Origin of the sequence: Caballeronia sp. LZ034LL (genome assembly GCF_031451215.1) — a bacterium.
Taxonomy (GTDB): Bacteria; Pseudomonadota; Gammaproteobacteria; order Burkholderiales; family Burkholderiaceae; genus Caballeronia.
The window spans coordinates 1,102,388-1,127,550 of the sequence record NZ_JARUXR010000001.1; the positions used below are offsets into that span (position 1 = coordinate 1,102,388).

At 66.4% G+C, this 25,163-nt stretch carries 27 protein-coding genes and 1 tRNA gene; 17 read left to right on the forward strand and 11 right to left on the reverse strand.

Annotation, left to right across the window (positions count from 1 at the left end; genetic code table 11):
• The first annotated feature begins 143 nt into the window (after positions 1–143).
• Complete coding sequence (locus QCE83_RS05035; protein WP_309807964.1) at positions 144–824, forward strand: ribonuclease HI family protein; 681 nt, start codon at positions 144–146, stop codon at positions 822–824.
• Positions 825–840: 16 nt separating this feature from the next.
• On the opposite strand, the gene QCE83_RS05040 is transcribed toward QCE83_RS05035, so the two are convergent.
• Together QCE83_RS05040 and QCE83_RS05045 are read right to left on the reverse strand one after the other, a co-directional pair.
• Positions 841–1,596, reverse strand: coding sequence for an SDR family oxidoreductase (locus QCE83_RS05040; protein ID WP_309807965.1), 756 nt, complete (start codon positions 1,594–1,596; stop codon positions 841–843).
• A gap of 87 nt (positions 1,597–1,683) precedes the next feature.
• A complete protein-coding gene (locus QCE83_RS05045) occupies positions 1,684–1,914 on the reverse strand; it encodes a hypothetical protein (protein WP_309807966.1) in 231 nt (76 codons plus the stop codon).
• Here QCE83_RS05045 and QCE83_RS05050 point away from each other — a divergent pair.
• Positions 1,913–3,007, forward strand: a complete 1,095-nt coding sequence (locus tag QCE83_RS05050) for a porin (protein ID WP_309807967.1) — start codon at positions 1,913–1,915, stop codon at positions 3,005–3,007. The two genes, QCE83_RS05045 and QCE83_RS05050, sit on opposite strands and share 2 nt — an antisense overlap.
• Positions 3,008–3,071: 64 nt before the next feature.
• The gene (locus QCE83_RS05055) at positions 3,072–3,764 is read left to right on the forward strand and encodes a LysE family translocator (protein ID WP_309807968.1); all 693 of its coding nucleotides are present in this window, start codon (positions 3,072–3,074) and stop codon (positions 3,762–3,764) included.
• A 96-nt stretch (positions 3,765–3,860) separates the two neighbouring features.
• Here QCE83_RS05055 and QCE83_RS05060 read toward each other — a convergent pair whose 3' ends face one another.
• Positions 3,861–4,166 (reverse strand): hypothetical protein, encoded by a 306-nt coding sequence (locus QCE83_RS05060; RefSeq protein WP_309807969.1) that lies wholly within the window; start codon positions 4,164–4,166, stop codon positions 3,861–3,863.
• An 80-nt stretch (positions 4,167–4,246) separates the two neighbouring features.
• Between QCE83_RS05060 and QCE83_RS05065 the strand changes: the two genes are divergently transcribed.
• The gene (locus QCE83_RS05065) at positions 4,247–5,785 is read left to right on the forward strand and encodes an oligopeptide:H+ symporter (protein WP_309807970.1); all 1,539 of its coding nucleotides are present in this window, start codon (positions 4,247–4,249) and stop codon (positions 5,783–5,785) included.
• A 39-nt stretch (positions 5,786–5,824) separates the two neighbouring features.
• A tRNA-Met gene (locus QCE83_RS05070) sits at positions 5,825–5,901 on the forward strand.
• A gap of 340 nt (positions 5,902–6,241) precedes the next feature.
• On the opposite strand, the gene rpsU is transcribed toward QCE83_RS05070, so the two are convergent.
• The 4 genes from rpsU to QCE83_RS05090 all read right to left on the reverse strand — a co-directional run bounded on the left by rpsU (position 6,242) and on the right by QCE83_RS05090 (position 8,146).
• Positions 6,242–6,454: a 30S ribosomal protein S21 gene (gene rpsU / locus QCE83_RS05075; RefSeq protein ID WP_006999077.1), complete on the reverse strand. Its 213-nt coding sequence runs from the start codon at positions 6,452–6,454 to the stop codon at positions 6,242–6,244.
• A gap of 163 nt (positions 6,455–6,617) precedes the next feature.
• Positions 6,618–6,920, reverse strand: a complete 303-nt coding sequence (locus QCE83_RS05080; protein WP_309811464.1) for a 2Fe-2S iron-sulfur cluster-binding protein — start codon at positions 6,918–6,920, stop codon at positions 6,618–6,620.
• Between the two features lie 38 nt (positions 6,921–6,958).
• A complete protein-coding gene (locus QCE83_RS05085) occupies positions 6,959–7,552 on the reverse strand; it encodes a YigZ family protein (RefSeq protein ID WP_309807971.1) in 594 nt (197 codons plus the stop codon).
• Between the two features lie 33 nt (positions 7,553–7,585).
• Positions 7,586–8,146, reverse strand: a complete 561-nt coding sequence (locus QCE83_RS05090) for an N-acetyltransferase family protein (RefSeq protein ID WP_309807972.1) — start codon at positions 8,144–8,146, stop codon at positions 7,586–7,588.
• A 304-nt stretch (positions 8,147–8,450) separates the two neighbouring features.
• Between QCE83_RS05090 and QCE83_RS05095 the strand changes: the two genes are divergently transcribed.
• The 12 genes from QCE83_RS05095 (at position 8,451) to astE (ending at position 21,529) form a co-directional block, all read left to right on the forward strand.
• Positions 8,451–10,058: an EAL domain-containing protein gene (locus QCE83_RS05095; RefSeq protein ID WP_309807973.1), complete on the forward strand. Its 1,608-nt coding sequence runs from the start codon at positions 8,451–8,453 to the stop codon at positions 10,056–10,058.
• 95 nt (positions 10,059–10,153) lie between these two features.
• Positions 10,154–10,552 carry a hypothetical protein gene (locus QCE83_RS05100; RefSeq protein ID WP_404984729.1) on the forward strand — a complete coding sequence of 133 codons (399 nt, stop codon included), beginning with the start codon at positions 10,154–10,156 and terminating at the stop codon, positions 10,550–10,552.
• 241 nt (positions 10,553–10,793) lie between these two features.
• A complete protein-coding gene (locus QCE83_RS05105) occupies positions 10,794–11,483 on the forward strand; it encodes a histidine ABC transporter permease HisQ (protein WP_309807975.1) in 690 nt (229 codons plus the stop codon).
• 45 nt (positions 11,484–11,528) lie between these two features.
• Positions 11,529–12,260 (forward strand): ABC transporter permease, encoded by a 732-nt coding sequence (locus tag QCE83_RS05110; RefSeq protein ID WP_309807977.1) that lies wholly within the window; start codon positions 11,529–11,531, stop codon positions 12,258–12,260.
• A gap of 41 nt (positions 12,261–12,301) precedes the next feature.
• Entirely contained in the window at positions 12,302–13,129 is an 828-nt protein-coding gene (locus QCE83_RS05115) for an ABC transporter ATP-binding protein (RefSeq protein ID WP_309807978.1), read from the forward strand.
• Between the two features lie 61 nt (positions 13,130–13,190).
• Positions 13,191–14,159: a GlxA family transcriptional regulator gene (locus QCE83_RS05120; RefSeq protein ID WP_309811466.1), complete on the forward strand. Its 969-nt coding sequence runs from the start codon at positions 13,191–13,193 to the stop codon at positions 14,157–14,159.
• A gap of 108 nt (positions 14,160–14,267) precedes the next feature.
• Positions 14,268–15,494: an aspartate aminotransferase family protein gene (locus tag QCE83_RS05125; protein WP_309807979.1), complete on the forward strand. Its 1,227-nt coding sequence runs from the start codon at positions 14,268–14,270 to the stop codon at positions 15,492–15,494.
• 16 nt (positions 15,495–15,510) lie between these two features.
• Positions 15,511–16,563 (forward strand): arginine/ornithine succinyltransferase subunit alpha, encoded by a 1,053-nt coding sequence (aruF, locus tag QCE83_RS05130; protein WP_309811468.1) that lies wholly within the window; start codon positions 15,511–15,513, stop codon positions 16,561–16,563.
• Entirely contained in the window at positions 16,560–17,591 is a 1,032-nt protein-coding gene (gene astA / locus QCE83_RS05135; RefSeq protein ID WP_309807981.1) for an arginine N-succinyltransferase, read from the forward strand. The genes aruF and astA overlap by 4 nt, the downstream gene beginning before the upstream one ends.
• 12 nt (positions 17,592–17,603) lie before the next feature.
• Complete coding sequence (gene astD, locus QCE83_RS05140) at positions 17,604–19,076, forward strand: succinylglutamate-semialdehyde dehydrogenase (protein ID WP_309807982.1); 1,473 nt, start codon at positions 17,604–17,606, stop codon at positions 19,074–19,076.
• 64 nt (positions 19,077–19,140) lie between these two features.
• Positions 19,141–20,505 carry an N-succinylarginine dihydrolase gene (gene astB / locus QCE83_RS05145; protein WP_309807983.1) on the forward strand — a complete coding sequence of 455 codons (1,365 nt, stop codon included), beginning with the start codon at positions 19,141–19,143 and terminating at the stop codon, positions 20,503–20,505.
• A complete protein-coding gene (gene astE / locus QCE83_RS05150) occupies positions 20,489–21,529 on the forward strand; it encodes a succinylglutamate desuccinylase (protein WP_309807984.1) in 1,041 nt (346 codons plus the stop codon). The genes astB and astE overlap by 17 nt, the downstream gene beginning before the upstream one ends.
• A 30-nt stretch (positions 21,530–21,559) precedes the next feature.
• Here the strand turns inward: astE and QCE83_RS05155 are convergent, their stop codons facing one another.
• From QCE83_RS05155 to QCE83_RS05170, 4 genes are all read right to left on the reverse strand, one after another.
• Positions 21,560–21,805 (reverse strand): hypothetical protein, encoded by a 246-nt coding sequence (locus QCE83_RS05155; protein ID WP_309807985.1) that lies wholly within the window; start codon positions 21,803–21,805, stop codon positions 21,560–21,562.
• Positions 21,806–21,898: 93 nt separating this feature from the next.
• Complete coding sequence (locus QCE83_RS05160) at positions 21,899–22,762, reverse strand: HlyD family secretion protein (protein WP_309807986.1); 864 nt, start codon at positions 22,760–22,762, stop codon at positions 21,899–21,901.
• Positions 22,763–22,805: 43 nt separating this feature from the next.
• The gene (locus tag QCE83_RS05165) at positions 22,806–23,009 is read right to left on the reverse strand and encodes a DUF1656 domain-containing protein (protein ID WP_309807987.1); all 204 of its coding nucleotides are present in this window, start codon (positions 23,007–23,009) and stop codon (positions 22,806–22,808) included.
• The gene (locus QCE83_RS05170) at positions 22,996–25,158 is read right to left on the reverse strand and encodes an FUSC family protein (RefSeq protein WP_309807989.1); all 2,163 of its coding nucleotides are present in this window, start codon (positions 25,156–25,158) and stop codon (positions 22,996–22,998) included. Before QCE83_RS05170 ends, QCE83_RS05165 begins: the two co-directional genes overlap by 14 nt.
• Positions 25,159–25,163 lie beyond the last annotated feature (5 nt).

The following is a 25,163-nucleotide window of genomic DNA, read 5'->3' on the forward strand; positions in this document are numbered from 1 at the left end:
CGGACAGACCTCCCGCGTCTTCTGGACTGCGCGTGACGGTCCTGCATTGAACCAGCAACAGCCGTACCCATACGGACGGGCGGCGCACGGTTGCGTCTTCCTGGTCTGCTAAGCTCGGCGTTCGCTTATTTCGCCCGGGTCTCATGATCGAATTCGACGAACTGCTGGCCGTTGCCTACAAACGAGAACGCATGCAAAGCCGCAGGCTCGCCCGGGGCGCGGCCATCAGCGAACATGCGGCGTTGTACAGGACGCTGGCCAAGGCCGCTGCCGGACAGACCGTGCAAGCGCTCGTCGATGCGCGCCGCGCGACCCAACGCAAGGATGAAGCGGCGCGGCGCCAGCGCGAGACGCGCCGCGCCGAACGAGCGAGTGCGGCGCAGCAACATCAGCGGGATTCCGGTACAGGCGGGTGGCGCGGATGGTTCGACGGATCCGCGCTGCCGAATCCGGGCCGGCTCGGGATCGGCGGCGTGCTGGTCGGGCCATGTGGCCGCACGGTGGAGATCAGCGCCGCGTGCGGCCATGGCGACAGCAGCGTGGCGGAATATCGTGCGCTCATCGCGGTGCTCGAAGCCGCGCTGCGCGAGCGGGCGCAGGGCATCGTGATTCACGGCGACAGCCGCGTCGTGGTCGATGACGTGAACGCGCCCGAACACACGGGCATTCGCGCGCTGGCGGCTTATGCGCAGCATGCGCGCGCGCTCATCGCGCAACTCGGCGATGCGCGCATCCAGTGGCTTCCCCGCGCCCGCAATCAGCGCGCGGACGCGCTTTCGCGCACCGCGTTCGAGCTGCCTCCCGCGGCCGGCGCGGCCGCCTGAGAGGGCGCTTCCGCAGTCAGGGCAACTCGCGGACATCGGCGGTCGGATGACTGCCGAACGTATCGCTCAGGAGATATTGAACGAGCTTGCGCGCCGCTTCTTCCGGCGTCGCGAGTTGGCCATCGCGCTTCAGGGCGTCGAAGCGTTCCCGCAGCGGAAAGTGCTCGAGACCGGTGCCGCGGATCTCCGCCTGCATGTCGGTATCGATGACGCCCGGCGCCACGCTGCCGATAAGCAGCGACGGGCTGCCGTCCAGCGCGACTGCACGGGCGTGCTGATCGAGCGCGGCCTTGGTCGCGCAGTAGATGCTCCATCCGGGATAGGCATTGCGCGCGGCGCCGCTCGACACATGGACGATGCGCGTATCCGGCGCCTGTCCGCCGGCACGCGCGGCGCACTCTGCGAGGGCCGCCGCAAGCATCAACGGCGCAGCGACGTTCACGTTCACCGCGCGCGCGACCTGGGCGGGCGGCTGGGCCGCAAGGCCGCCGACCGGCGCAAGCACGCCGGCATTGTTCACGAGCAGCACCTGCTGCGCACCGTCCATGAAGCGGATCAAGGTGTCGCCCGCGAGCCAGTCGGCGAGCGCGGACAAGTCGGCGAGATCCAGTTCGACCTGGCTCAGCTTTCCGGAATGGCGGGCGGCAAGCCCGGCATTGGCTGTGCGCGAGAGGCCGAGCACCTCGATATCCTGAGCCAGCAGTTGAGCGGCGATCGCGGCGCCGAGTCCGCGTGTGTGGCCCGTGAGGATGGCGCGAGTCGGGTAGGGCATGGTGGCTTTGTAGGAGTGGCTAATTGAGGTAAGGGCCCGTCGATTCTAGCGGCAAGCCGGAAGCGGCGTCGGCGAGGCTCGATAGGCTCAAGCGCAACGAATCGGCAAGACAAAAAAAAGCGCTGAACGACTGTTCGTTGGTTCCAGGACACAGACGCCGGCACGGCGGAATTTTTTCTGACAAGCCTCTTCACAAAACTGACAATCTTTCTCAAACGCAGAAACAACGGAGACTGTCATGCCGACCCGACCAAGCCCGCCTCCCTCTGTGTCGTCGTGCTCTGAAACAGATGCTCCACTCGTGCCGATGGTGGCCATGCGGGCCTTGTCCATCGCGGTGGCCGCTGCCCTGTTCGGCGTGCCCCACGCCGCATCGGCACAAAGTTCCGTGCAACTGTATGGCGAGCTGGATGCAGGACTGGCCTGGACCAACAATGTCGCCGGCCATTCGCAGTATCGGCTGACCACGGGCACCATCGACGGCAGCTACTGGGGCCTGCAGGGCTCGGAAGACCTCGGCGGGGGCGCCCGGGCAATCTTCCGTCTCGAACGCGGCTTGTCGGTCGCGACCGGCGAAAGCCTCAACGATCACCCGATTTACGTCGGCATCGGCTCGGACCGGCTCGGTACGGTCACTTTCGGCCGCCAGTACGATTCCATCCACGATTATTTCCAGACTTTCACGCTGACCGGCAACATCGGCGGCACGGCCTTCGCGCACCTGCTCGACAACGACAACGCCAATAACTCGTTCCTGGCATCGAATTCGGTCAAGTACACGAGCGCCAGCTATGGCGGTTTCAGCTTCGGCGGCCTGTACGCGTTTTCCAACGAAGCGGGCGCGTTCTCGGACAACCGCGCGTACAGCGTCGGCGCGAATTATTCGCTCGGCTCGTTCAATGCCGGCGCGGCCTATCTGCACAACAACGGCCGCGGCAACACGACGACCGGCGCCTATGAAGCCCTCGCGCTGCCCGGCACGACACAGGGCAGCGTTTTCACAGCCAACGTGCAGCAGCAGAACACCTTCGGCGTCGGCATGAGTTACGAGCTGGGCGAATTCACGCTGAGCGGGGCGTTCTCGCGCGCGATCAACTCCGGCGTCATCGATGCCGACAGCGGCGATCTGGTCCCGTCGCTCGGGCTCAACAACTACGAGATCAACGGCATCTACAAGCTGACGCCGGCCATCATGCTGGCCGGCATGTACGTCTACACGAATGGCGGCGGCGCGCACTGGCACGAAGGCGCGCTGCAGGTCGACTATCTGCTCTCCAAGCGCACGGACGTGTATCTGGAGTCGATCTATCAACGCGCATCGTCGAATGCGCCGGCGGTGATCAACACCAACGATCCGTCCAGCGGGCGCAATCAACTGATGATCGGGACGGGCATCCGGCATCGTTTCTGACGCTTTCGCGGGCGGGATGCGCGTGCTAGCTTGACGGTTTCTCTCTGCCGTCGCGCGGTGTCCCATGTCGCTGCAAAGCTTCTTCATCTTCCTGCCCGCCTGCTTCGCGATCAACATGGCCTTCGGGCCGAACAACGTGCTGTCGCTGTCGAACGGCGCCCGCGATGGCGTGCGCACGTCGGTGCGGGCATCGTTTGGACGGCTCGCCGCCTTTGCGATCATGATCGCCATCGCCGGACTGGGGCTCGGTGCGCTGCTGCTTGCCTCGCAGACGCTGTTCACGGCGATCAAGTTCGCGGGAGCGGGCTATCTCGTGTGGATCGGCGTGAAACTGATCCGTTCGGGACCGGCGCTGATCGTTTCGGAGCCGGGGAGCGGATCGGGCACGGCCAGCATCGCGCGGCTGACGAAGCAGGAGTTCTGGGTGGCCGCGGGCAATCCGAAGGCCATTCTCGTCTTCACCGCCTTCTTCCCGCAGTTCGTCGACCGCAGCGCCTACGCGGCCAGCTTCGCCATCCTCGGCGCCACCTTCCTGTTGCTCGAACTCGTGGCCATCGTCATTTACGCGCTGCTGGGGGCGCGGCTCGGCTCGATGTCGCGGGGCGCGCGCGGCTTCGCGTGGTTCAACCGGATCAGCGGTGCGCTGATGATCGGTTTCGGCGTCATGCTGGCATTCGTTCGACGGCCGGGCCGCCTGATTATGTCTCTTTATTACGATTGCAGCTTTTCGATTATCACATCCGGTTATTGCGAATAAGCGCAGGTTTATGAGTCAGGGCAATTCCCGAGTGACCGCATATGCGAACCACTGGAAAATCCGGCACTCGTCAGTCGCAATAAGCTTGCGATTGACTTAAATCAACTGACGCACCCGAAAGCGATCCTTTTGAGTGTGTCGAGAGCCGAGATCATCGTTGTGCGATAAGTTCGTAAAACGATGTGGCAATGGACGGTCGATGAATACTCCCTCTCCGCACGTCCGGCGCGCCTGCGCCGTGCGCTGCTCACGCATCAATCCCCGATTTTCTCTGTTACGCCCTTTGCGGATTGTCATTCTTCCGGCGGCGGCTACCATCCGTGATTTGCGATAATCACGGGTTCTGCTTCTGCGCTGAATCTTTTGTTGCGCATTCATGCTCGCCGTGAAAGCGGTGCTCACGCATTGCTGTCATTTCTGCCGAAGAGGCGACTCTCATCCGGCCGTCTCATCCCCTCGCTGTTCGAAGGATTTTCTTGCTCATGATTAACTCATCGCCTGGCCCGTCGCAGACACGTTCATTCACCACGGTTTCATTGATCGAAATGTGGGAGCGGTTTGGCTATTACGGCATGGCCGCGTTGCTCGTGCTGTTCATGATCGACAAGATCGGTTTCGCCGACGATCACGCCAACCTGACCTGGGGCGCCTTCACCGCGCTGGTGTTCTCGGCGCCGTCGATCGGCGGCTGGATCGGCGACAAGGTGCTCGGCGCGCGCCGCACGATGATCGCGGGCGCGATCGTGCTCGCGTGCGGCTATCTGATGCTGGCGCTGCCGGTAGACACGCTCGGCTTCATGTACGCGTCGCTGGGCGTGATCGTGGTCGGCAACGGGCTGTTCAAGTCGAACGCGGCGAATCTGGTGCGCCGCATCTTCGAAGGCGATGATGCGCGCATCGACAGCGCCTTCACCATCTACTACATGGCGGTCAATATCGGCTCGACGTTCTCGATGCTCGCCACGCCGTGGATCAAGGATCACTGGGGCTGGCATGCCGCATTCGCCGTGTGCTGCGGCGGCATGCTGCTCGGACTGCTCAATTTCGCGCTGCTGCGCCGGTCGCTTGCACACGTCGGCTCCGCGCCGGACGACGAGCCGCTGCGCGTGTCGCGCGTGTTCGCGGTGATTGCGGGTTCGATTGCGCTGGCGGCGTCGACCGTCTTCATCCTGCAGCACAAGCAGGTCGCGGTGGCCTGCGTGTATGCGGCGGGCATCGCGATCCTGGCGATCTTCGGTTTCATGCTCAAGACCTGCGACCGCAGCGAGCGCGCCGGCCTGATCGCCGCGCTGATTTTGACGCTCCAAGTGATCCTCTTCTTCGTCTTCTACCAGCAGATGTCGACGTCGCTCACGCTGTTCGCGCTGCGCAACGTCGACCCGGCGTTCTCTATCGGCGGCATCGAACTGTTCACCTGGAGCGCCGCCCAGTTCCAGGCGCTCAACCCGATCTGGATCATGGTGCTGAGCCCGCTGCTCGCCTTCGTGTATGCGCGTCAGGCCCGGCGCGGACGCGACATGCCGGTGGCCGCGAAGTACGCGCTGGGCTTCGTGGTGGTGGCGATCGGCTTTTTCGTATTCGGCCTGAGCGGGCGCCACGCGGTGGAAGGGCGGGTCTCGTCGTGGTTCATGGTGGCCGGCTACGGGCTGTACTCGTTCGGCGAACTGCTGGTCTCGGGCCTGGGGCTCGCGATGATCGCCCGGTACGTGCCGGCGCGCATGGGCGGCTTCATGATGGGCGCGTTTTTCGTCGCGACCGGCGTGTCGCAGTATCTCGGCAGCGTCGTTGCCAACTTCGCGCGCATGCCGGCCGGCAATCTCGATGCGGCGCAATCGCTGCCGCTCTATACGCACTTGTTCTTCGGGCTGGGATGGCTGGCGGCGGGCGGAGCGGTGGTGGCCATTGCGCTGCTGCCGTTGCTGGGCAAGCTCTCGAGGGCGCATCAGCGCGCGACGCAGGCGGCGAGCCGACACGAATCGCTGGCGCCTGCTCCGATATCGCTGAACGCAAAGAATGTTTGACTCCGATCCTCGCTTCAGTCTATAATTTAATTCTTCAGACGCGGGGTGGAGCAGTCTGGCAGCTCGTCGGGCTCATAACCCGAAGGTCGTAGGTTCAAATCCTACCCCCGCAACCAAATCGTCAAGCAAAGAGCCCGGTTCAGCCGGGCTCTTTGCTTTTGTGCGTTCGGATATCGTGTTTAATCCCCGTCCAGCTTCGACCCCGCGCCTTGCTTGCGCAGCCGAGCACACCTTCTCTCGAAAACACCCGCCCCGGAAACACGAAAAGCCTGCATGAGCATTCACTCATGCAGGCTTTGAGCAATCTTGCTCACCTTTATCGACCAGGGCGCACCAGGCTGTGCGTCACTCCGCGAGCTTTCGCGCGACCTTCTCCGCGCGAATCCGCGACCCGATCGAACTCAGGCGGCGATGCCGAACTGATCTGAACCGATGCGGGCAGGGCCCCGCAATCGATCAATAGAACTTCTTCGGCAGTTGTGCGCGGCGGATCTGCTTGCGCAGACGAGCAACAGCAGCAGCTTTCTTGCGCTTGCGCTCGGTGGTGGGCTTTTCATAAGCCATGCGCGACTTGAGTTCCTGGATCAGGCCCGTACGCTCGACGGTACGGCGGAAACGGCGCATTGCAACATCAAACGGTTCGTTTTCTTTCAGCAGAACTTTAGTCATTGAAATCTCGGTTGATCTGGCCCTGCCAGAATTTTGGGCAAAGCGCAATTGTACACTTTTTGAGAGCCGTTCTGCACGCCCTTTGCATGGATTGTTCCATTGCCGGCTCCGGGAATCCAATCGTAGATCGTTGATTCAAGACGACAATACCGACAAACCCGGGTCAGAAGCCGCGCGGGCGCACGGGCCGCGTATCCGCGACGGCTTCGCGCGTGTCGGGCTGATGGATCGTCACGTCGCCGTGCGGCAGCGCCACGCAGGGCAGAATCCAGCCCTGCGCCTTTTCTTCCTTCGTCAGCCCCGGCCAGTCGACGCGATACGACACCGCGCCCTCGACCATCCGGCACAGGCAAGCGCGGCACGTGCCGTTGCGGCACGAGCGCGGCAGCGACAAGCCAGCGCGCAGTGCGGCTTCGAGCAGGCTCTCGTTCTCCCTGACGGCGACCAGGTGTCCATCCGGCTCGATGACAAGGGCAAAGGCGCGTGGCTCCGCGGCCGGCTCCGTCACGTCCGCACCTCGATGCCCGCGCGCCCGTTGGTCAGATCGCGCAGTTCGAGCGCCGCCGGTTCGCGCGCCGCGGCGGCCATGCGCACGACGAGGCGCACCGTCATGCCATAGGCGCTCTCGACGAGTTCCGCCTCATGCTGCTCGATCCAGCGCCGCACCCGCGCTTCGTCGGCGTAATCGAGCTCGATGCCGATCAGCCCGCGCTCGACCCGCTCCACGCGCTCGGCCTGCTGCATCACGGTGGCGATGGCGTCGGTGTAAGCGCGCACGAGGCCGCCCGCACCCAGCTTGATGCCGCCGTAGTAACGCACGACTGCGGCCAGCACGCCGTCCACTTCGTGATGGCGCAGCACTTCGAGAATCGGGCGGCCGGCGGTGCCGGAGGGTTCGCCGTCGTCGGACATGCCGGACTGGCCGCCGGCCAGCAAGGCCCAGCAGACATGCGTCGCGCCGGGATGCGCGGCCCGCAGGCTGTCGAGTTCGCGCATGGCTTCATCGCGATTGGCCACCGGAATGGCGCACGCGATGAAGCGGCTCTTGCGGATGTCGATTTCCGCGCTGACGGATGAGGCGAGGGTGTAAGTCGGCAAGGCTGGAATCGCGCGGGACGTAAAGTCCGAATCTTAGCTGCTGTGCGCGGGCGGTTGCGCGGCGGGCTGCAGAAGCGGATCGAGCGCGCGCTGCATCAGCACGGTATCGACCCATTGGCCATGCTTGAAGCCGACCTTGCGCAACACGCCCGCATGCTCGAAGCCGAGCCGCGCATGCAGCGCGATGGAACCGGCATTGCCGCTGTTGCCGATCACCGCGATCATCTGCCGCCACGGTCCACGTTCGCAGCGTTCGACGAGCGCCTCGAGCAGCGCCCGGCCGACGCCGCGCCCATGAAAGCCATCGGCCACATAGACCGAATCCTCGACGGTATGCCGGTACGCCGAGCGCGCCCGGTAGGCCGATGCGTAGGCATAGCCGGCGACCACGCCGTCGAGTTCGGCGATCAGATACGGCATGCCGGCGGCCACGATGGCCGCGTGGCGCGTGCGCATTTCGTCGGCGGAGGGCGGCACTTCCTCGAAGGTCGCGAGCGCGTGCTCGACGTAATGCGCATAAATCCGGGCGATGCCGTCGAAGTCGGCGGTTGCGGCGTCGCGCACGAGCGGAGAGGAGGGTGGGTCTTGAGCCATGGCGGGCAAAGATCAGCGCAAAAAATCAGCGCAAGAAATCAGCGCAAAAAAGGAGAAATTCGCAGCGGCGATTCTCGCATGGCATGACCACGGCAAAAAAAGGGCCGGGGAGCCGTGCGGAAGCCCACTAAAACGACGTGCTTTCAGGCAAAGAAATCGTTGAACGCGGCCGGGCGCGCCCCCTACACTAAGTCGTTTGTCCGAGACTGCGCGGTGACGGCGTGCGATGCGCCGTTTCACTGACGTCGGGGAACGAGAAAACGCGCGCGAGTCGCCTGCCTCGCGCCGCGGACCATAACACGCAATGAACAACACTCAACGTGGGGCGCTGGCGGCGCTTCTGATCGTCATCGTGGTGATTGCGGCGCTGGCGCCGGCGGGCATCGGCTTTCTGTTCGCCCAGCGCAGCCAGCGGCTCGAGGAAACCGAGCGTCTCAACCTGTTCGCCGATGCCACGCTGCGGCGCGCCGAGGATCTCACCCAGCACCTCTCCGGCGCGCTCGGCGAGATCGGCCAGGTGTCGGCGGCGCCGTGCTCGCGGCCTTACCTGACCGAACTGCGGCGCATCGCGCTCACGCATGCGCAGGTGCGCGACGCCGGCGCCTACGACCAGAACGGCCGCTGGCAATGTTCGTCGCTGCTGGGCGCGGTGTCGGTGGGCGCGCTCGACGGCGTCACCGGCGGCCTCATGCTGCCGCCGCCGGACTGGCGTTCGCGCGACGGCATGCTGGCGTGGTACGGCCTCGCCCGGCTGCCGGGCGGAAAGGCGTCGCTCGTCATGGGGCGCAACGGCTTCTACATCGCCGCCGATCCCGCGCTCTACGTGGACAGCCACGGCGCGCCCGCCGCGCCGGTGGAAGGCGTCGCGGTCATCAATACGGAGGTGAGCCGCGTGATCGCCAGCGCGCCCGCCGCCGATGCCGCCGCCACCGCCGCCGTCCTCGCCGTCTACCGGACCGCGCCGCCCGTGCGCGACTGTTCGCCCTACGTGGTGCGGCGTTCGGCCTCGATGCCGCTGGCGGTCGTCGTCAGCGCGCCGCATCAGCCGTGGCGCCAGCGCGTGCGCACGCTGCCGTGGGGCTGGCTGCTGGGCGGCGTGGCGGCGGGCTTGCTGGTGGCCGGCTGGGCGGCGTATTTCATCCTCCGCAGGCTCTCGCCGCGCGGCCAGCTGAGCGACGCCGTGCGGCGCCATCAGTTCATCGTCGCGTATCAGCCGATCGTCGAACTCGCCACGCGCCGCTGTGTCGGGGCGGAGGCGCTGGTGCGCTGGAAGTATCACGACCGCATCGTGCGGCCGGACGATTTCATTCCGCTCGCCGAACATCGCGGGCTGATCCAGGCCATCACGGACCAGGTGCTCGATACCGTGCTGCTCGAACTCGGCGACTTTCTGCGTCGCTATCGCGAGTACTACGTGTCGGTGAATCTCTCCGCGCCCGACCTGACGACGCACCGTTTCCTCGACGTGCTCGGCCCGGCGCTCGCCCAGCAGGGCGTGCGGCCGGGGCAGATCCGCATCGAAGCGACCGAGCGCAGCTTTCTCGACGCCGATGCCGCCAAGGAAGTCATCGGCGCCTTCCGTCACGCGGGCCATGCGGTCTATCTTGACGATTTCGGCACCGGCTATTCGAGCCTGTCGCACCTGCAGAACTTCCGCGTCGACGGCTTGAAGATCGACAAGTCTTTCGTCGATACGGTCGGGCAGGATGCGGCGTCGAGCAGCGTGGCCTCGCACATCATCGACATGGCGGCGACGCTCGAGGTGCAGGTGATCGCCGAGGGCATCGAGCGCGAGGAACAGGCCGCCTATCTGCATGCGCGCGGCGCGCAGTTCGGGCAGGGCTGGCTGTTTTCGGCGCCGCTGACCGCGGCCGAATTCATCCGCTACGCGGGCCGCACGCGGGGTGCTTGATCGCGGGCAAAACGGCCTTACTTAGGGAGCTTCCAGAAACGCAACTGAAACGCAACTGAAGCGCAACTCCTACGACGAGGCCCGCCATGACCGCCATCACCGACCAAGCCGCCACCGCTTTTCTGCGCGACGTGCGCCATCCGCTGCTCGCGCTTCATCGCAGCGTGCTCGCGCATCTGCGCGCGCGGCACGAGGCCGAGTTCGGCGCGGTGTCGCCGGGCGAGTTCCTGCAGATTGTGATCAATGGTTCGGCGTATCGCTGGCTCGCGCCGTTCTCGACGCTGATCGCCGCCATCGACGATGTCCTCGACGACAGCGAGGCCACGCCGGACATGCGCATCGCGCATGCGAAGGCCGTGCTCGGCATGTTCCGGGCCGGTACGCGCGATCCGGCCTTCGCGGAGCAGTTTCTGCCCTTGCTGCAGGACAGCCCGGAAATCGCCGTGGCCAACGGTGAAGTCGCGCAGCATCTGCGCGCCCTGGTCGGCAAGTAAGCCTGAGCCGCGCGCCGTCCGCTATCGGAAATGCGACCTGAAAAGCGCATTTTTCGTCGGCGGCGGCGCTGCGGGTTTTCCTGTCTGTCGCGACAGAGCCATGCGTTTCGACAAGGGCGTGCGGCCGCAGCCCGCCCCGGGCGTCGCATGTTGCGTCGCAGCACGCAACCGCTGCCGCCTTGAGCAAATAAAGCCGTCCTGAGAGCATCGCCGCCATTCCAGTCAACGAAGGAGGCGGCTCGTGGTCCTGCATGGTTTCGGTCCGCTCCTGTGGGCGGGCGCAAAAGAGACACTGGCGCTTGCGCTGCTCTCCCTGACAGTGGCCGTGCTGCTCGGCCTCGTGGGCGCGGCGGCGAAGCTTTCCCGGCATGGGCCGATGCGCGGCATCGCGACCGCCTACACGACGCTGATCCGCGCGGTGCCCGACCTCGTGCTGATGCTGCTGCTGTTCTACGGCATCCAGATCGCGCTGAACCATCTGACCGACGCGCTGGGCTGGGACCAGCTCGATATCGATCCCTTCACGGCCGGCGTCGTGACGCTCGGCTTCATCTACGGCGCGTATTTCGCGGAGACCTTCCGCGGCGCGTTTCTCGCCGTGCCGCGCGGCCAGCTGGAGGCGGGCAGCGCCTACGGCATGAACGGCCTGCGCGTGTTCGGCCGGATCCTGTTTCCGCAGATGATGCGCTTCGCGTTGCCGGGCATCGGCAACAACTGGCAGGTGCTGGTGAAAGCGACGGCGCTGGTGTCGATCATCGGTCTCGCGGACATCGTCAAGGCCGCGCAGGATGCCGGCAAGAGCACCTTCCACATGTTCTTCTTCATCCTGGTGGCGGCGCTGATCTATCTCGCGATCACGAGCGCGTCGAACGTCGTGCTGACGCTGCTCGAGCGGCGCTATTCGACCGGCGTGCGTCACGCCGAACTCTGAACCCGCCGATCCCCGATCCCCGATCCCCTCCGCGAGCGCCAAGCCATGATCCAGATCTTCGCCGAATACTGGCGCCCCTTCCTCTATTCCGACGGCCTGCGCGCGTCGGGTCTCGTCGTGACGCTGTGGCTGCTGGCGGCGTCGCTGGCATTGGGTTTCTGCGCGGCGGTGCCGCTGGCGTGCGCGCGGGTATCGCGTAACCGCTGGCTGGCGACGCCGGTGCGCCTCTACACCTTCGTGTTTCGCGGCACGCCGCTCTATGTGCAATTGCTGCTGCTCTACACCGGCATGTACAGCCTGGAGTTCGTGCGGACGCAGTCGCTGCTGGAGGCGTTCTTCCGCAGCGGCTTCAATTGCGCGATCCTGGCGTTCGCGCTCAACACCTGCGCCTATACGACCGAGATCTTCGCCGGTGCGATCCGCGCGATTCCGCACGCCGAAGTCGAAGCCGCGCGCGCCTATGGCATGAGCACCTTCACGATGTACCGGCGCGTGATCCTGCCGTCCGCTTTGCGCCGCGCGTTGCCGCTGTACAGCAACGAAGTGATCCTGATGCTGCATGCAACGACGGTTGCCTTCACCGCGACCGTGCCGGACATCCTGAAGGTCGCCCGCGACGCCAATTCCGCCACCTATCAGTCATTCGAATCGTTCGGCGTGGCGGCGCTGCTCTACGTGGCGATTTCGTTTGCGCTGGTGGCGGCGTTCCGGCACGCGGAGCGGCGCTGGCTCGCGTATCTGCGGCCGGCCGGCGCGGTGAGGACACGCCGCGCATGAGCGGCCACATCAGCGCAGAGCGGGCGGTAGAATCCGATCCCATGCACCACACCCTGTCATCACTCGAGGAGAACGCGTTGGAGCCCACCGTCAAGGACGTTGCGACCAAGCTCGTCGCCGAGGACATTCACAAGCGCTACGGCGACAACGAAGTGCTGAAGGGCGTCTCGCTCGCCGCGAAAGCCGGGGACGTGATTAGCATCATCGGCGCGAGCGGCTCGGGCAAGAGCACGTTCCTGCGCTGCATCAACTTTCTCGAACGGCCGAACGCGGGGCGCATCATCGTCGATGGCGAAGCGGTGCGCACGAAAGCCGACAAGACCGGCAATCTCGAAGTCGCGGATCACAAGCAGTTGCAGCGCGTGCGCACCAAGCTCGCGATGGTCTTCCAGCATTTCAACCTGTGGTCGCACATGACGGCCATCGAGAACGTGATGGAAGCGCCTATCCACGTACTCGGCGTGTCGAAGAAGGAAGCGGAAGAGCGTGCGCGCGAGTATCTGGAAAAGGTGGGACTGCCGCCGCGCGTCGAGAAACAATATCCGTCGCATCTGTCGGGCGGGCAGCAGCAGCGCGTCGCGATCGCACGCGCGCTGGCAATGCATCCCGATGTCATGCTGTTCGACGAACCCACGTCCGCGCTGGATCCGGAACTCGTCGGCGAAGTGCTGAAGGTGATGCAGCGGCTAGCGGAAGAGGGCCGCACGATGATCGTCGTCACGCATGAAATGGGTTTTGCCCGCAACGTGTCGAATCACGTGATGTTCCTGCATCAGGGCCGCACCGAAGAGGAAGGCGCGCCCGCAGACGTGCTCACGGCGCCGAAGAGCGAGCGCCTGCGCCAGTTCCTGTCGGGCAGCCTCAAATAACGTGGCGAATGGGGCCGGCGCGCCGCGGCAGGTGACCATCGTTGCGCTAGCGCCGGTCTCGATGAGCGGCATCGCGCCGATCATCGACAGTCTTGCGCTCGCCAACGAGATCGACGGGCATCGCCTCTACGAGTGGCGCATCTGTTCCTGGGACGGCCGTCCGGTGCCGCTGTCGGGCGGCGCGCACCTGCCCGCCGACGGCGCCTTCAACGACACCGTCCGCTGCGACTGGCTGATCGTCGTCACGGAGCGCTATCAGCAGTTCGCCGACTACCGGCTGTTTCTCGCCAGCCTCGCGCGGGTGGCGCCGCGCACGCCGCTCGTGAGCGGCATTCATCATGGCGTATGGTGGCTCGCGATGGCCGGACAGCTCGCGCAGTATCGCGTCGCGGTGAACTGGGAAACCTACCAGCAGTTCACCGAGCAGTTCGAGCGCGCCATCGTCAGCCAGCAGATTTTCGAAATCGACCGGGACCGCGCCACGTGCGCGGGCGGACAGGCCAGCATCGACTTCATGCTGGCGATGATCGCGCGCGATCACGGCCCGGACCTCGCGGAACGCATCGCGGATTCGCTGGGCATCGGCGTGTTGCGCGCGGGCACCGAGCGCCAGCGCATTCCCTTCGTCACCGCGCCCGGCGAACGGCATCCGCGCCTCAACGACGCGCTCCAGCTGATGGAGGCCAACATCGAGGATCCGCTCACCACTGACGAGATCGCGAGTCTCGCCGGCATCTCGCGGCGGCAGCTGGAGCGGCTGTTTCGTCAATACCTCGGCGCGATGCCGTCGAAGTACTACCTCAATCTGCGGCTCACGAAGGCACGCACGCAATTGCAGCGCACGAACAAATCGGTGGTGCAGATCAGCCTGGCGTGCGGATTTTCGTCGGCGGCGCATTTCTCGAACGCCTACCGCGACCGTTTCGGCGTGACGCCGCGCGAGGAGCGCCGCAACTGGATCGAAAAACAGCGCGGCACGCCCGACGAACCGCGCGGCGGCGCATTGATCGAGCCGCCCGACGCCGCGTGAGCGGACGGGCAAAGCGGTGGAAGCATGTCGCGAACGCGCAAGACGGAACCCGCGCGATTGCCTAATATCGAACCTGATACCGATGCGGAACCTGAAAAGGAGTGGCTCATGACCGAGATCAATGTGAATCGCGCGACCTTCGACGAGGTCATGGTGCCGGTGTTCGCGCCCGCCAACTTCGTGCCCGACCGGGGGCGCGGCTCGCGCGTGTGGGATACGGACGGACGCGACTATGTGGATTTTGCCGGCGGCATCGCGGTGACGGCGCTGGGACACGGCCATCCGGAACTGCTCAAGGTGCTGCACGAACAGGGCGACAAGCTCTGGCACATCGGCAACGGCTACACCAACGCGCCGGTGCTGCGTCTCGCGAAACGCCTGACCGACCTGACCTTCGCGGATCGCGCGTTCTTCGCCAACTCGGGCGCCGAAGCCAACGAAGCGGCGCTCAAGCTGGCGCGGCGTTATGCCATCGACCAGCACGGCGACGACAAGATCGAGATCATCTCGTTCACGCAGTCGTTTCACGGGCGCACGTTCTTCACGGTGAGCGTCGGCGGCCAGCCGAAGTACGCCGAAGGCTTCGGCCCGCAGCCGCAGGGCATCCGCCATCTGCCTTATAACGATCTGTCGGCCGCACTCGCGGCGATCGGCCCGAAGACCTGTGCGGTGATCGTCGAGCCGGTGCAGGGCGAAGGCGGCGTACTTCCGGCCGATCCCACCTTCATGCAAGGCCTGCGCGACGCGTGCGACCAGCACGGCGCGCTGCTGATCTTCGACGAGGTGCAGACCGGCGTCGGCCGCACAGGCAGCTTCTATGCGTACATGCAGTACGGCGTGACGCCGGACATCCTCACGAGCGCGAAGGCGCTGGGCAATGGCTTCCCGATCGGCGTGATGCTGACGACCGACGCCATCGCCGCGCACTTCAAGGTGGGCGTGCACGGCACGACCTACGGCGGCAATCCGCTGGGCGCGGCGATCGCGGAAAAGGTGGTCGAGCTGATCAGCGATCCCCAACTGCTCGAAGGCGTGCACGAACGCAGCCGCGCGATCAAGGCGCATCTGGCGCGCCTCAACGAACGCTTCGGCCTCTTCAAGGAGATTCGCGGGCGCGGCCTGCTGATCGGCGCGGAACTGAACGATGCCTATCGCGACCGCGCGAAGGACGTGCTGAACGCGGCCGCTGCGAACGGCGTCATCATGCTGATCGCCGGGCCGAACGTGCTGCGCTTCGCGCCCTCGCTCATCATGCCGATGGCTGATCTCGACGAAGGTTTCGCGCGCATCGGCCGGGCGTTGGAGCAGGTGGTCGGTGCGGCGGCGGTCAAGTGAACCCCGGGACCCGATGATGCTCTTCGTCCGTCCCGCCAGACTCGCCGATCTCGACGAACTCGAACGCATGGCGCGCGCCGCGCAGCCGGTGCTGCACTCGCTGCCGCGCGAGCGGCGCGCGCTGGAGCCGCGCGTCGCGCTTTCGGAAGATTCGTTCCGCGCCGAAGTCGAGTTTCCCGGCGAGGAGTTCTATCTCTTCGTGCTCGAGGATACCGAAACGAAGCGGCTGCTCGGTACGTCGAGCATCGTCGCATCGGCGGGTTATGCCGAGCCATTTCATGCTTTTCGAAACGATGCGCTGATCCATGCGTCGCGCGAACTCAAGGTGAACCGCAAGATCCATGCGCTCACCATGTCGCACGAACTGACGGGCAAGAGCCGCCTGACCGGCTTTTACATCGATCCATCGTTGCGCGACGAAGACAACGCCGCGGCCGCGCATCTGCTGTCGCGGGCGCGCATGATCTATATCGCCGCGAATCCGCGGCGCTTCTCGACTGAAGTGTTTTCGCTGATGCTGGGCGTCACCGACGAGGCGGGCGCGTCGCCGTTCTGGGATGCGGTCGGCCGCAAGTTCTTCGGACGCGACTTCGAACAGGTGGAAGCGGAATCGGGCGGACGCAGCCGCACGTTCATCGCCGAAGTGATGCCGAGCTATCCGCTCTATGTGCCGCTGCTGCCCGCCGACGCCCAGCGCGTGCTGGGCGAACCCAACGAACATACGCTGCTCGCCTACGACATCCATCTCGAGGAAGGTTTCGAGCCGGACCGCTACGTCGATATCTTCGACGCGGGCCCGGTGCTGACCATCGCCGTCGACAAGAGCGCGTCGGCGAGTTCCGGCGAACTGCGCGCGGTGCGTGAGCGTGGCGCGGAAGATGGCGCGGGCGCGCCGTATCTCGTCGCGGCGGGCGGCGCGCATGCGTTTCGCTGCGTGATCGCCCGGCTGAGCGGCACGCGCGCCGACGGCGCCGCGCTGACCGAGGCGGCGCGCGCGGCGCTCGGCGTCAGCGACGGCGACACGGTGCGCTGCGTGCCCTTGCATCAGGCCTCGGGAGAATTGCCATGATCGTCGTGCGTTGCACGCAGCCGGGCGACGTCGACGCATTGCTCGCGCTCGCCCAGGAAACGGGCCCCGGGCTGACCACCTTCAAGCCGGACCGCGCGGCGCTGGCGGCGCGCGTCGAACGCGCGCGCCGCACGCTGGACGGCTCGGCCGCGCCCTTCGAAGCGGGCTACTTCTTCGTGATGGAAGACACCGCGACGGGCGACGTGGCGGGCGTATGCGGCATCGAAACGGAAGTCGGGCTGGAGCAGCCGTTCTACAACTATCGCGTGTCGACGGTCGTGCATGCCAGCAAGGACATGGGCGTGTGGACGCGCATGGCGCTGCTCAACATGTCTCACGACCTGACCGGTTATGCGGAGGTGTGCTCGCTGTTCCTGAGCCCGCGTTATCGGACGGCGGGCGTGGGCGGGTTGCTGTCGCGCTCGCGCTTCATGTTCATCGCGCAGTTCACGGAGCGCTTTCCGCAGCGTCTGTGCGCGGAGTTGCGCGGCCATTTCGACGAAAACGGCGAGTCGCCGTTCTGGAACGCGGTGGGCTCGCACTTCTACCAGATCGATTTCAACGAAGCGGACTACCTCAGTTCGCACGGCAAGAAGTCGTTCGTGGCGGAACTGATGCCGCGCTATCCGGTGTATCTCGACCTGCTGCCCGACGCCGCGCAGCGTGCGGTCGGCGTGACGCACAAGGACACGGCGCCCGCGCGCAAGATGCTGGAGGCGGAAGGCCTGCGCTATGAGAATCACGTCGATATCTTCGACGCCGGTCCGGTGCTCGAATGCCATATCGGCGACTTGCGCACGGTGCGTGAAAGCGTGCTGGCGAGCGTGCGTATCGGCACGCGCTCGGACACGGACAGCGATGTGAAGAGCCTCGTGTCCAACACGCTGCTCGATGACTTCCGCTGCGGCGCGACCGTCGGCGTGGTGCAGGGTGGCACGTTCCTGCTGACGGCGGACGAAGCAGGAGCCTTGCGCGTGAAGGAAGGCGACGCGGTGCGCGTGCTGAGTTCGCCTTCGCGACCCCGATGACAGAGACAGGACATGGATATTTCGAACCAGTTGTATATCGACGGTGACTGGCAGGAAGGCCGGGGCGCAGCGTTCGGCTCGCGCAATCCGGGCAATGGCGAAACCGTCTGGCAGGGCAACAGTGCGTCGGCGGACGATGTCGAGCGCGCGGTGTCGTCGGCGCGGCGCGCGTTTCCCGCGTGGGCCGCGCGCGCATTCGACGAACGCGTGGCGATCGCGAAGCGCTTCGCCGCGCTGCTCAACGAGAACAAGGACGCGCTGGCGCACGCGATCGGCCGTGAAACCGGCAAGCCCTTGTGGGAAGCGCGCACGGAGGTTGCGTCGATGGCGGCCAAGGTCGATATCTCGGTGCAGGCCTATCACGAGCGCACCGGCGAAAAGCGCGCGCCGATGGCCGAGGGCGTCGCGGTGCTGCGGCATCGGCCGCATGGCGTCGTTGCCGTGTTCGGACCGTACAACTTTCCGGGGCATCTGCCGAACGGTCATATCGTGCCGGCGCTGATCGCGGGCAACGCGGTGGTCTTCAAGCCGTCGGAACTCGCGCCCGGCGTCGCGGCCGCGACCGTCGCGCTGTGGATCCAGGCGGGGTTGCCCGCAGGCGTGCTCAATCTCGTGCAAGGCGAGAAGGACACGGGCGTGGCGCTCGCCAATCACCGGCAGATCGACGGGCTGTTCTTCACCGGCAGTTCGGACACCGGGACGCTGCTGCACAAGCAGTTCGGCGGCCGGCCCGAGATCGTGCTCGCGCTCGAAATGGGCGGCAACAATCCGCTCGTCGTCGCGCCGGTGGAAGACATCGACGCGGCCGTGCATCACACGATTCAATCGGCGTTCCTGTCGGCGGGCCAGCGCTGCACCTGCGCGCGGCGTCTGTTCGTGCCCGACGATGCCTTCGGCGAACGCTTCCTGCGCCGCTTCACCGAGGTGAGCGCGAACCTGCGCGTCGGCGCCTATGACGAGGAGCCGCAGCCGTTCATGGGCGCGGTGATCTCGGCGCGCGCGGCGGCGCGGCTCGTCGGGGCCCAGCGGCAACTCGTCGAGGCGGGCGCCGTGCCGGTGCTGTCGATGCAGCAACGCGACGCGCATCTCGGCTTCGTCACGCCCGCGATTCTCGATGTCACGCAGGCGCGCGACGTGCCCGACGAGGAGCACTTCGGACCGATGGTTCAGGTCACGCGCTACTGCAGCTTCGACGAAGCCATCGAGCGCGCCAACGACACCGCCTACGGTCTCTCCGCCGGCCTGCTCGCCGATGACGAACACGCCTGGACGCACTTCCAGCGCACGATTCGCGCGGGCATCGTCAACTGGAACCGGCCGACCAATGGGGCATCGTCGGCGGCGCCGTTCGGCGGCATCGGACGGTCGGGCAATCAGCGGCCGAGCGCGTATTACGCGGCGGACTACTGCTCGTATCCGATGGCATCGGTCGAGAGCGCGCAGCTCCAGATGCCCGCGAGCCTGTCGCCGGGAATGCGGTTTTGAGTTTTGTGTCACGCGCCATGTCGCGCGAAGTTCCAGCACTGCAAGCAGTCATCGCTAAGGATTCATGATGCAGGCATCGAAAACAGCACCGACAGCCTACGAAGCGAATTTCGACGGGCTGGTCGGCCCGACGCACAACTACGCCGGACTGTCCTTCGGCAACGTCGCGTCGCGCAGCAACGAGAAGTCGGTGGCCAATCCGAAGGCCGCAGCCAGCCAGGGTCTGCGCAAGATGAAGCGCCTCGCGGACGCGGGCTTCCGGCAAGGCGTGCTGCCGCCGCTCGAACGGCCTTCGGTGCGGCTGTTGCGCTCCCTGGGCTTCTCGGGCGACGACGCCGGCGTGATCGCCCGAGCGGCGCGCGAAGCGCCCGAACTGCTGGCGGCGGCAAGCTCGGCATCGGCGATGTGGACCGCGAACGCCGCGACCGTGAGTCCGTCCGCCGACACCGCCGATGGCCGCGTGCATTTCACGCCGGCCAATCTGGCGGCGAAGCTGCATCGCGCGATCGAGCATGACGAGACGCGCCGTTCGCTCGGCGCGATCTTCGCCGACGAAGCGCACTTCCAGATTCATCACGCGCTGCCTGGCACGCCCGCGCTCGGCGACGAGGGCGCGGCGAACCATACGCGCTTCGCCAGGGCGTACGGCGACCCGGGCGTCGAGTTCTTCGTGTATGGCCGCAGCGAATATGGCGCGGGCCCGCAGCCACGGCGATATCCGGCGCGGCAGACGCTGGAAGCGAGCCGCGCCGTGGCGCGCCTGCATGGTCTGGACGCCGACGCGGCCGTGTTCGCGCAACAATCGCCCGATGTGATCGATGCCGGCGTGTTTCACAACGACGTGATCGCGGTGGGCAATCTCACGACGCTGTTCTGCCACGAGCAGGCCTTCGTCGATCAACAAGCGGTGTATGACGCGCTGCGTACGCGTCTCGAGGCACGCGGCGCCGCGTTCACCGCGCTCGAAGTGCCGGCGGACGAAGTGAGCGTCGAGGACGCGGTGACGTCGTACTTGTTCAACAGCCAGTTGCTGTCGGCGGCGGATGGACGGCAAGTGCTGGTGGTGCCGCAGGAATGCCGCGAGAACGCGCGCGTGGCCGCGTATCTGGACGGACTCGCGGCGCGCTCGACGCCCATCGACGAGGTGCTCGTCTTCGACCTGCGCGAGAGCATGAAGAACGGCGGCGGCCCGGCGTGCCTGCGCTTGCGGGTCGTGCTGAACGAGGCCGAACGCGCGGCCGTGAACCCGCACGCGTGGATGACCGACGCGCTGTTCGCGCGCCTTGACGCGTGGATCGAACGGCATTATCGCGATCGCCTCGCGCCGGCCGATCTCGCCGATCCACAGTTGCTCGTCGAGTCGCGCACGGCGCTCGACGAACTGACGACTATCCTCGGACTGGGTGCTCTCTATGATTTCCAGCGCTGATCCTTCGCGCATGCTCGACGATTTTCTCGGCTTCACCCTCGGCAACGGCGCGCCCGCAACGCACGCCGGCACGACGGCCTCGGGCGTGCGCTGGACGTGGATGGGAGACGGCGTGCTGCGCCTCGAACCGGAGTACTCGCCTTCGCATAGCGTGCTTGCCTCGGCGGGCATTCACGGCGACGAAACCGCGCCGATCGAACTGCTGACGCGGCTCGTCGCGGATGTCGCAAGCGGCCGGGCGCCGCTGGCTGCGCGGCTGCTGGTGATTCTAGGCAACATCGGCGCGATGCGCGCGGGCGAGCGTTATGCCGACGACGATCTGAACCGGCTCTTCGGCGGCCGTCACGCGCAGTTCGGCGCCAGCCGTGAAGCGCCGCGCGCCGTGGAACTGGAACAGGCGGCGCTGGCCTTCTTCGCGGACGCCGCCCACGACAAGTGGCACATCGACATGCATACGGCGATCCGCGCGTCGGTGTTCGAGCAGTTCGCGCTGCTGCCGTACACGGGCGCGCCGCCCGCGCGCGCGATGTTCGACTGGCTGCGCGACGCGCGTCTTCAGGCGGTGCTGCTGCATCGCGAGAAGGGTCACACGTTCACGCAGTTCACCGCGCAGCATGCGGGCGCGCTGGCCTGCACGCTGGAACTCGGCAAGGTACGGCCGTTCGGCCAGAACGACCTGACGCGCTTCACGGCGGCGGATGCCGCGCTGCGCCGCTTGCTGGCGGGCGCGCCGGCAGCGGCTTCAGCGGCTCCAGCGGCAGGGGAGGCGTCGTTGCACGTGTTCAGCGTGGTCGCGCAGATCGACAAGCGCAGCGAGCATTTCGTGCTGAACGTAGCCGGCGATGTGCCGAACTTCACCGCGTTCGCGGCGGGCACGGAGCTGGCCCGTGACGGCGACTATCGCTACCGGGTTTCGCACGACGAAGAGCGCATCGTGTTTCCGAATCCGAAGGTGAAGCCGGGATTGCGCGCGGGCCTGATGGTCGTCGATACGACCGACGCCACGCTCGCCGCGCTGGCCTGACACGGACTCAACGGGCGGGATCGTCGCCGGTCATTGTTCCGGCGGCGCGGGATCGTCCTTGACGAAGAGCATCGAGATATACAGCACGGTCGACACCGCGATGATCCCGACGCCCGTGAACACCTTGGTCCGGTTGAACTCCAGTCCGCCATTGATCGCCATGCCGATGCCGAAACACGCCGCCAGCGTGCCGGCCGCGGCCAGCGCCACGTGCGCGCGGCTCAGGAACATGCGGCGCCGTCTCCTGCCTGCTTCGCTGAACGGTCCTCGTTTCATCGCATCCTCCGCCTGAGTCTGCCGTGTCCGGGCAGCTCATCACCAATATCACAATCGGCAGGGCGGTCAGCGAGGACTGCGCACTGCGTCGTCCTACATGGACGGCGCGATCACCACGGTGGCCGTCGTTCCGGCCGAGAGCAGCACGCCGTCCGGGACGTGATCGATCCCCACGCGCACCGGCACGCGCTGTGCGAGCCGCACCCAGTTGAAGGTCGGGTTGACGTCGGCGAGCAGTTCGCGGCTTTGCGGATTGTCGCGGTCATAGATGCCGCGCGAGATGCTCTCCACGTGGCCTTGCAATTCGCCGCCGCTCATCAGGCGGATCGACGCGCGGTCGCCCACGCGCACGTGCGGCAGCTTGGTTTCCTCGAAGTAGCCGTAGACCCAGAACGAGTGACTGTCGACGATCGCGAGCTTCGCCGTGCCCGCCGTCGCATAGTCGCCGCGAAACACGTTCAGGTTCGTCACGTAGCCGTCCACCGGCGACACCACCCGCGTGCGTTCGAGATTGAGCTGCGCGGCATCGAGCGCGGCCTGGGCCTGCTGGAGCTGCGCCGCCGCCGTCGAAGCGGTCTGTTGCGCGTTGTCGCGGGATTCCTTCGAGACGACGAGACTGTCCATGTCGGCGCGGCGCGCGGCGTCCGCGCGGCGCATGCGCAATTCGGCGGCGCGCGCCGCCACGTTCGCCTGCGCCTGCTCGACGGCGATCCGGTAATGCGACGGATCGATCTCCATCAGCAGGTCGCCCTTCTTGACGAACTGGTTGTCGCGCACCGGCAACCGCACGACCGCGCCCGACACGTCCGGCGCCACGTTGACGACATCGGCGCGCACGCGGCCGTCGCGGGTCCACGGCTCATCCATGTAATGGACCCACAGCACGCGCCCGATGACGAGCGCCACCGCGAACATCGCGAGGGTCAGCACGAGGCCGATGATTTTTCTGAGAACCATGATGCAACTCTCTGGACTGGATTGAAGGTTGGAACGGACCGGCTCAGCGATACGCGACGAGCCCGAGCGTGCCGCAAATGCAGACGAGCAGGCTCGCGCGGAACAGCGCCGGATGCCAGACCACGCGATACAGCCCGGTCAGCGCCAGCACGCGGTCGATGAACCACGTCAGCACCGCGCCGGCGATGAAGAGCAGCAGGATCGTCGGCACATAGGCTTCGAGGATCGCGACGTTACGCGGCAGCATGGGGCGCTCCTTCGGGTGTGGCGGGATCAATGGACGCATGTCGTGCGAACGGTGCTTCGGGGTCGAGCAGCGCGGTACGGATCAGATGCAGATGGCTTGTCACGCGCCGCAGCTGGCGCGGGTTGTCGGACGCCGCCTGCACGTCCTGGATCGCACGCGCGGTGGCGGCGAGCGCGGTCTCGAAGCGTTGCGGGCCCGGACGTTCGAACAGCCGCGCGACGGCGTCGAGCGTCGCTTCGACCGAGGGTCGCCACTGCATCGGAGCATCGTTCCCGGGAGCACCGAGTTCGTGCCGCAGGTCGATCACCGCGTTGCCGAATTCGAGCACCGCGAACAGCCATTGCAGCGCGTCGCGCCGCAAGTCGGCACGGCCGGCCGCGATCGCATTGATCTGGGCGAGCAGGTCGCGCGTGCGGCTCTCGAAGTGCGTCTTGATGCGCGGCAGGCGGCCACGGCGCGCGTGCGCCACTTCACGGCGCAGGTCGGCGAGCAGCAACGTGCGCAGCCACGGCGCATCGGTGGGCAGCAGCACGGCGAAGGCGATCGCGGCGACGATCATCGACAGCACCAGCGCGAGGGCGTCGTTCATGAAGCCGGTCGGATCGTAGTGGACGAGATTGTCCGGGCCCGCAAGAAAACAGAAGAAGATGCAGTAGCCGATGCCCGCGCCCGCGAACCGCGGCCGCGTGCTCAGATACGCGCCGAACATCAGCGCGGGGGCGAGCGCGGCGCACATCATCGGAAAGCCGTCCACATGCGGGAACACGCCGAAGACGACCACCATGCCGGCGAGCGCGGCGAGGATCGTGCCGGCCGCCATCTGCGCCGACATCAGCGCGGGCCGCGGCGACGACGACGCCAGCGCGCACACGGCGGCCGCGTTGAGGACCATCGTGCCGCCGCTCGGCCACGCGGTGCCGATCCAGAACGCCGACAGCGCGAACATGACGACCGCCCCGCGCAGCCCCGACACGGCCGCCGCAAACAGGTTGGTGCGCGGCACATAGCGGGCGACCCAGCGCTCGCGTTCGTGCGACGGCGCGCTCAGTGACGCATAGGTTTCGGCGTAGGCGAGCATGTCGTCGACGAAGCGATGGAGCAGTTCGGTGGCCGTGTCGAATTCGAGCGGCACGAAGTCCGGATGCGTTTCGACTCCGGCGCGCGCCGCGCGCACGCGTGGCGGCAACGCGGCCCCGTAGGCGCGCAACTGCGTGGCGGCCTGCGCGGCGTCGGCGGCGTTGCGCACCGGCTCGCCGGCGATCGAGAACAGCGGCGGCACTTCGCGAAAGAACGGTTCGAGCGCGGCGATGGTGGTCACCGATGCGTTCTCGCGCAGCCGGTTCATCAGCTGATGCAGCGCGTGGAAGCGCGTCGACGCGTTCATGAACTCGCTGTTCAGCCGCGCGAGCCGGCCGCCGCGCCTGCGCGATTCCGGGTTCTCGAACACCGCGACGCTGCGCGCCGCCTCGAAGCCGACGATATCCGCGACGAACGCCAGGTTGGTGCGCTCGATCTGCGCGCGCGGCATGGCGCCGGACATCGCGCGGCATACGTAATCGACGAATTGCATGAAGCGGCGGCGTACGGTGGTGCGGACCTGCTCGCCCGCGTGCTGCGGAAAGATCAGCGCGCTCACCGCTCCCGAGCAGACGATGCCGAGCGTCACTTCGCCGACCCGCGTCAGCGCCGACAGATACGCGCCGTCCGGATGCTGCGCGGCCGGGATGCCGATCAGCGCCGCCGTGTAGCCGGCGAGCACGAAGCCGTACGAGCGGAAGTTGCGGTTGCGCGCCGCGCCCGCCGTGCAGATGCCGACCCACAGCGCGGTGGCCGACAGGAACAGCACCGGCTGCTGCGCGAACAGGCTGATGAAGACCATCATCACGACGAGCCCGACCATCGTGCCGCAGAAGCGATAGAAGCTTTTCGCGAGCACCATGCCGCTTTGCGGCTGCATCACGACGAACACCGTGGTCATCGCGGTGCGCGGCTGCTGCATGTCGAGGCGCATCGCGAGCCACAGCGCGAGTAAAGCGGCGAGCACGGCCTTGAAGATGTATATCCACGCGAGCCCGTCGGTGCGCGCCCAGTCGGCGAGCGCCTGCATGAACGCGTGGCGGGCGCCTGCTGGATGAGTGGAGGAGGTCATGGGCG

Bases quoted from the DNA above. Each gene is read 5' to 3' on its own strand.
- QCE83_RS05120 (WP_309811466.1), top strand. From the start codon at position 13,191: ATGAGCGGCATCGCGCCGATCATCGACAGTCTTGCGCTCGCCAACGAG.
- astE (WP_309807984.1), top strand. From the start codon at position 20,489: ATGATTTCCAGCGCTGATCCTTCGCGCATGCTCGACGATTTTCTCGGC.
- astA (WP_309807981.1), top strand. From the start codon at position 16,560: ATGATCGTCGTGCGTTGCACGCAGCCGGGCGACGTCGACGCATTGCTC.
- QCE83_RS05165 (WP_309807987.1), bottom strand. From the start codon at position 23,009: ATGCTGCCGCGTAACGTCGCGATCCTCGAAGCCTATGTGCCGACGATC.
- rpsU (WP_006999077.1), bottom strand. From the start codon at position 6,454: ATGACTAAAGTTCTGCTGAAAGAAAACGAACCGTTTGATGTTGCAATG.
- aruF (WP_309811468.1), top strand. From the start codon at position 15,511: ATGCTCTTCGTCCGTCCCGCCAGACTCGCCGATCTCGACGAACTCGAA.
- QCE83_RS05055 (WP_309807968.1), top strand. From the start codon at position 3,072: ATGTCGCTGCAAAGCTTCTTCATCTTCCTGCCCGCCTGCTTCGCGATC.
- QCE83_RS05065 (WP_309807970.1), top strand. From the start codon at position 4,247: ATGATTAACTCATCGCCTGGCCCGTCGCAGACACGTTCATTCACCACG.
- QCE83_RS05170 (WP_309807989.1), bottom strand. From the start codon at position 25,158: ATGACCTCCTCCACTCATCCAGCAGGCGCCCGCCACGCGTTCATGCAG.
- astB (WP_309807983.1), top strand. From the start codon at position 19,141: ATGATGCAGGCATCGAAAACAGCACCGACAGCCTACGAAGCGAATTTC.
- QCE83_RS05095 (WP_309807973.1), top strand. From the start codon at position 8,451: ATGAACAACACTCAACGTGGGGCGCTGGCGGCGCTTCTGATCGTCATC.
- astD (WP_309807982.1), top strand. From the start codon at position 17,604: ATGGATATTTCGAACCAGTTGTATATCGACGGTGACTGGCAGGAAGGC.
- QCE83_RS05040 (WP_309807965.1), bottom strand. From the start codon at position 1,596: ATGCCCTACCCGACTCGCGCCATCCTCACGGGCCACACACGCGGACTC.
- QCE83_RS05160 (WP_309807986.1), bottom strand. From the start codon at position 22,762: ATGGTTCTCAGAAAAATCATCGGCCTCGTGCTGACCCTCGCGATGTTC.
- QCE83_RS05035 (WP_309807964.1), top strand. From the start codon at position 144: ATGATCGAATTCGACGAACTGCTGGCCGTTGCCTACAAACGAGAACGC.
- QCE83_RS05115 (WP_309807978.1), top strand. From the start codon at position 12,302: ATGCACCACACCCTGTCATCACTCGAGGAGAACGCGTTGGAGCCCACC.
- QCE83_RS05155 (WP_309807985.1), bottom strand. From the start codon at position 21,805: ATGAAACGAGGACCGTTCAGCGAAGCAGGCAGGAGACGGCGCCGCATG.
- QCE83_RS05090 (WP_309807972.1), bottom strand. From the start codon at position 8,146: ATGGCTCAAGACCCACCCTCCTCTCCGCTCGTGCGCGACGCCGCAACC.
- QCE83_RS05125 (WP_309807979.1), top strand. From the start codon at position 14,268: ATGACCGAGATCAATGTGAATCGCGCGACCTTCGACGAGGTCATGGTG.
- QCE83_RS05110 (WP_309807977.1), top strand. From the start codon at position 11,529: ATGATCCAGATCTTCGCCGAATACTGGCGCCCCTTCCTCTATTCCGAC.
- QCE83_RS05045 (WP_309807966.1), bottom strand. From the start codon at position 1,914: ATGGCCACCATCGGCACGAGTGGAGCATCTGTTTCAGAGCACGACGAC.
- QCE83_RS05050 (WP_309807967.1), top strand. From the start codon at position 1,913: ATGCGGGCCTTGTCCATCGCGGTGGCCGCTGCCCTGTTCGGCGTGCCC.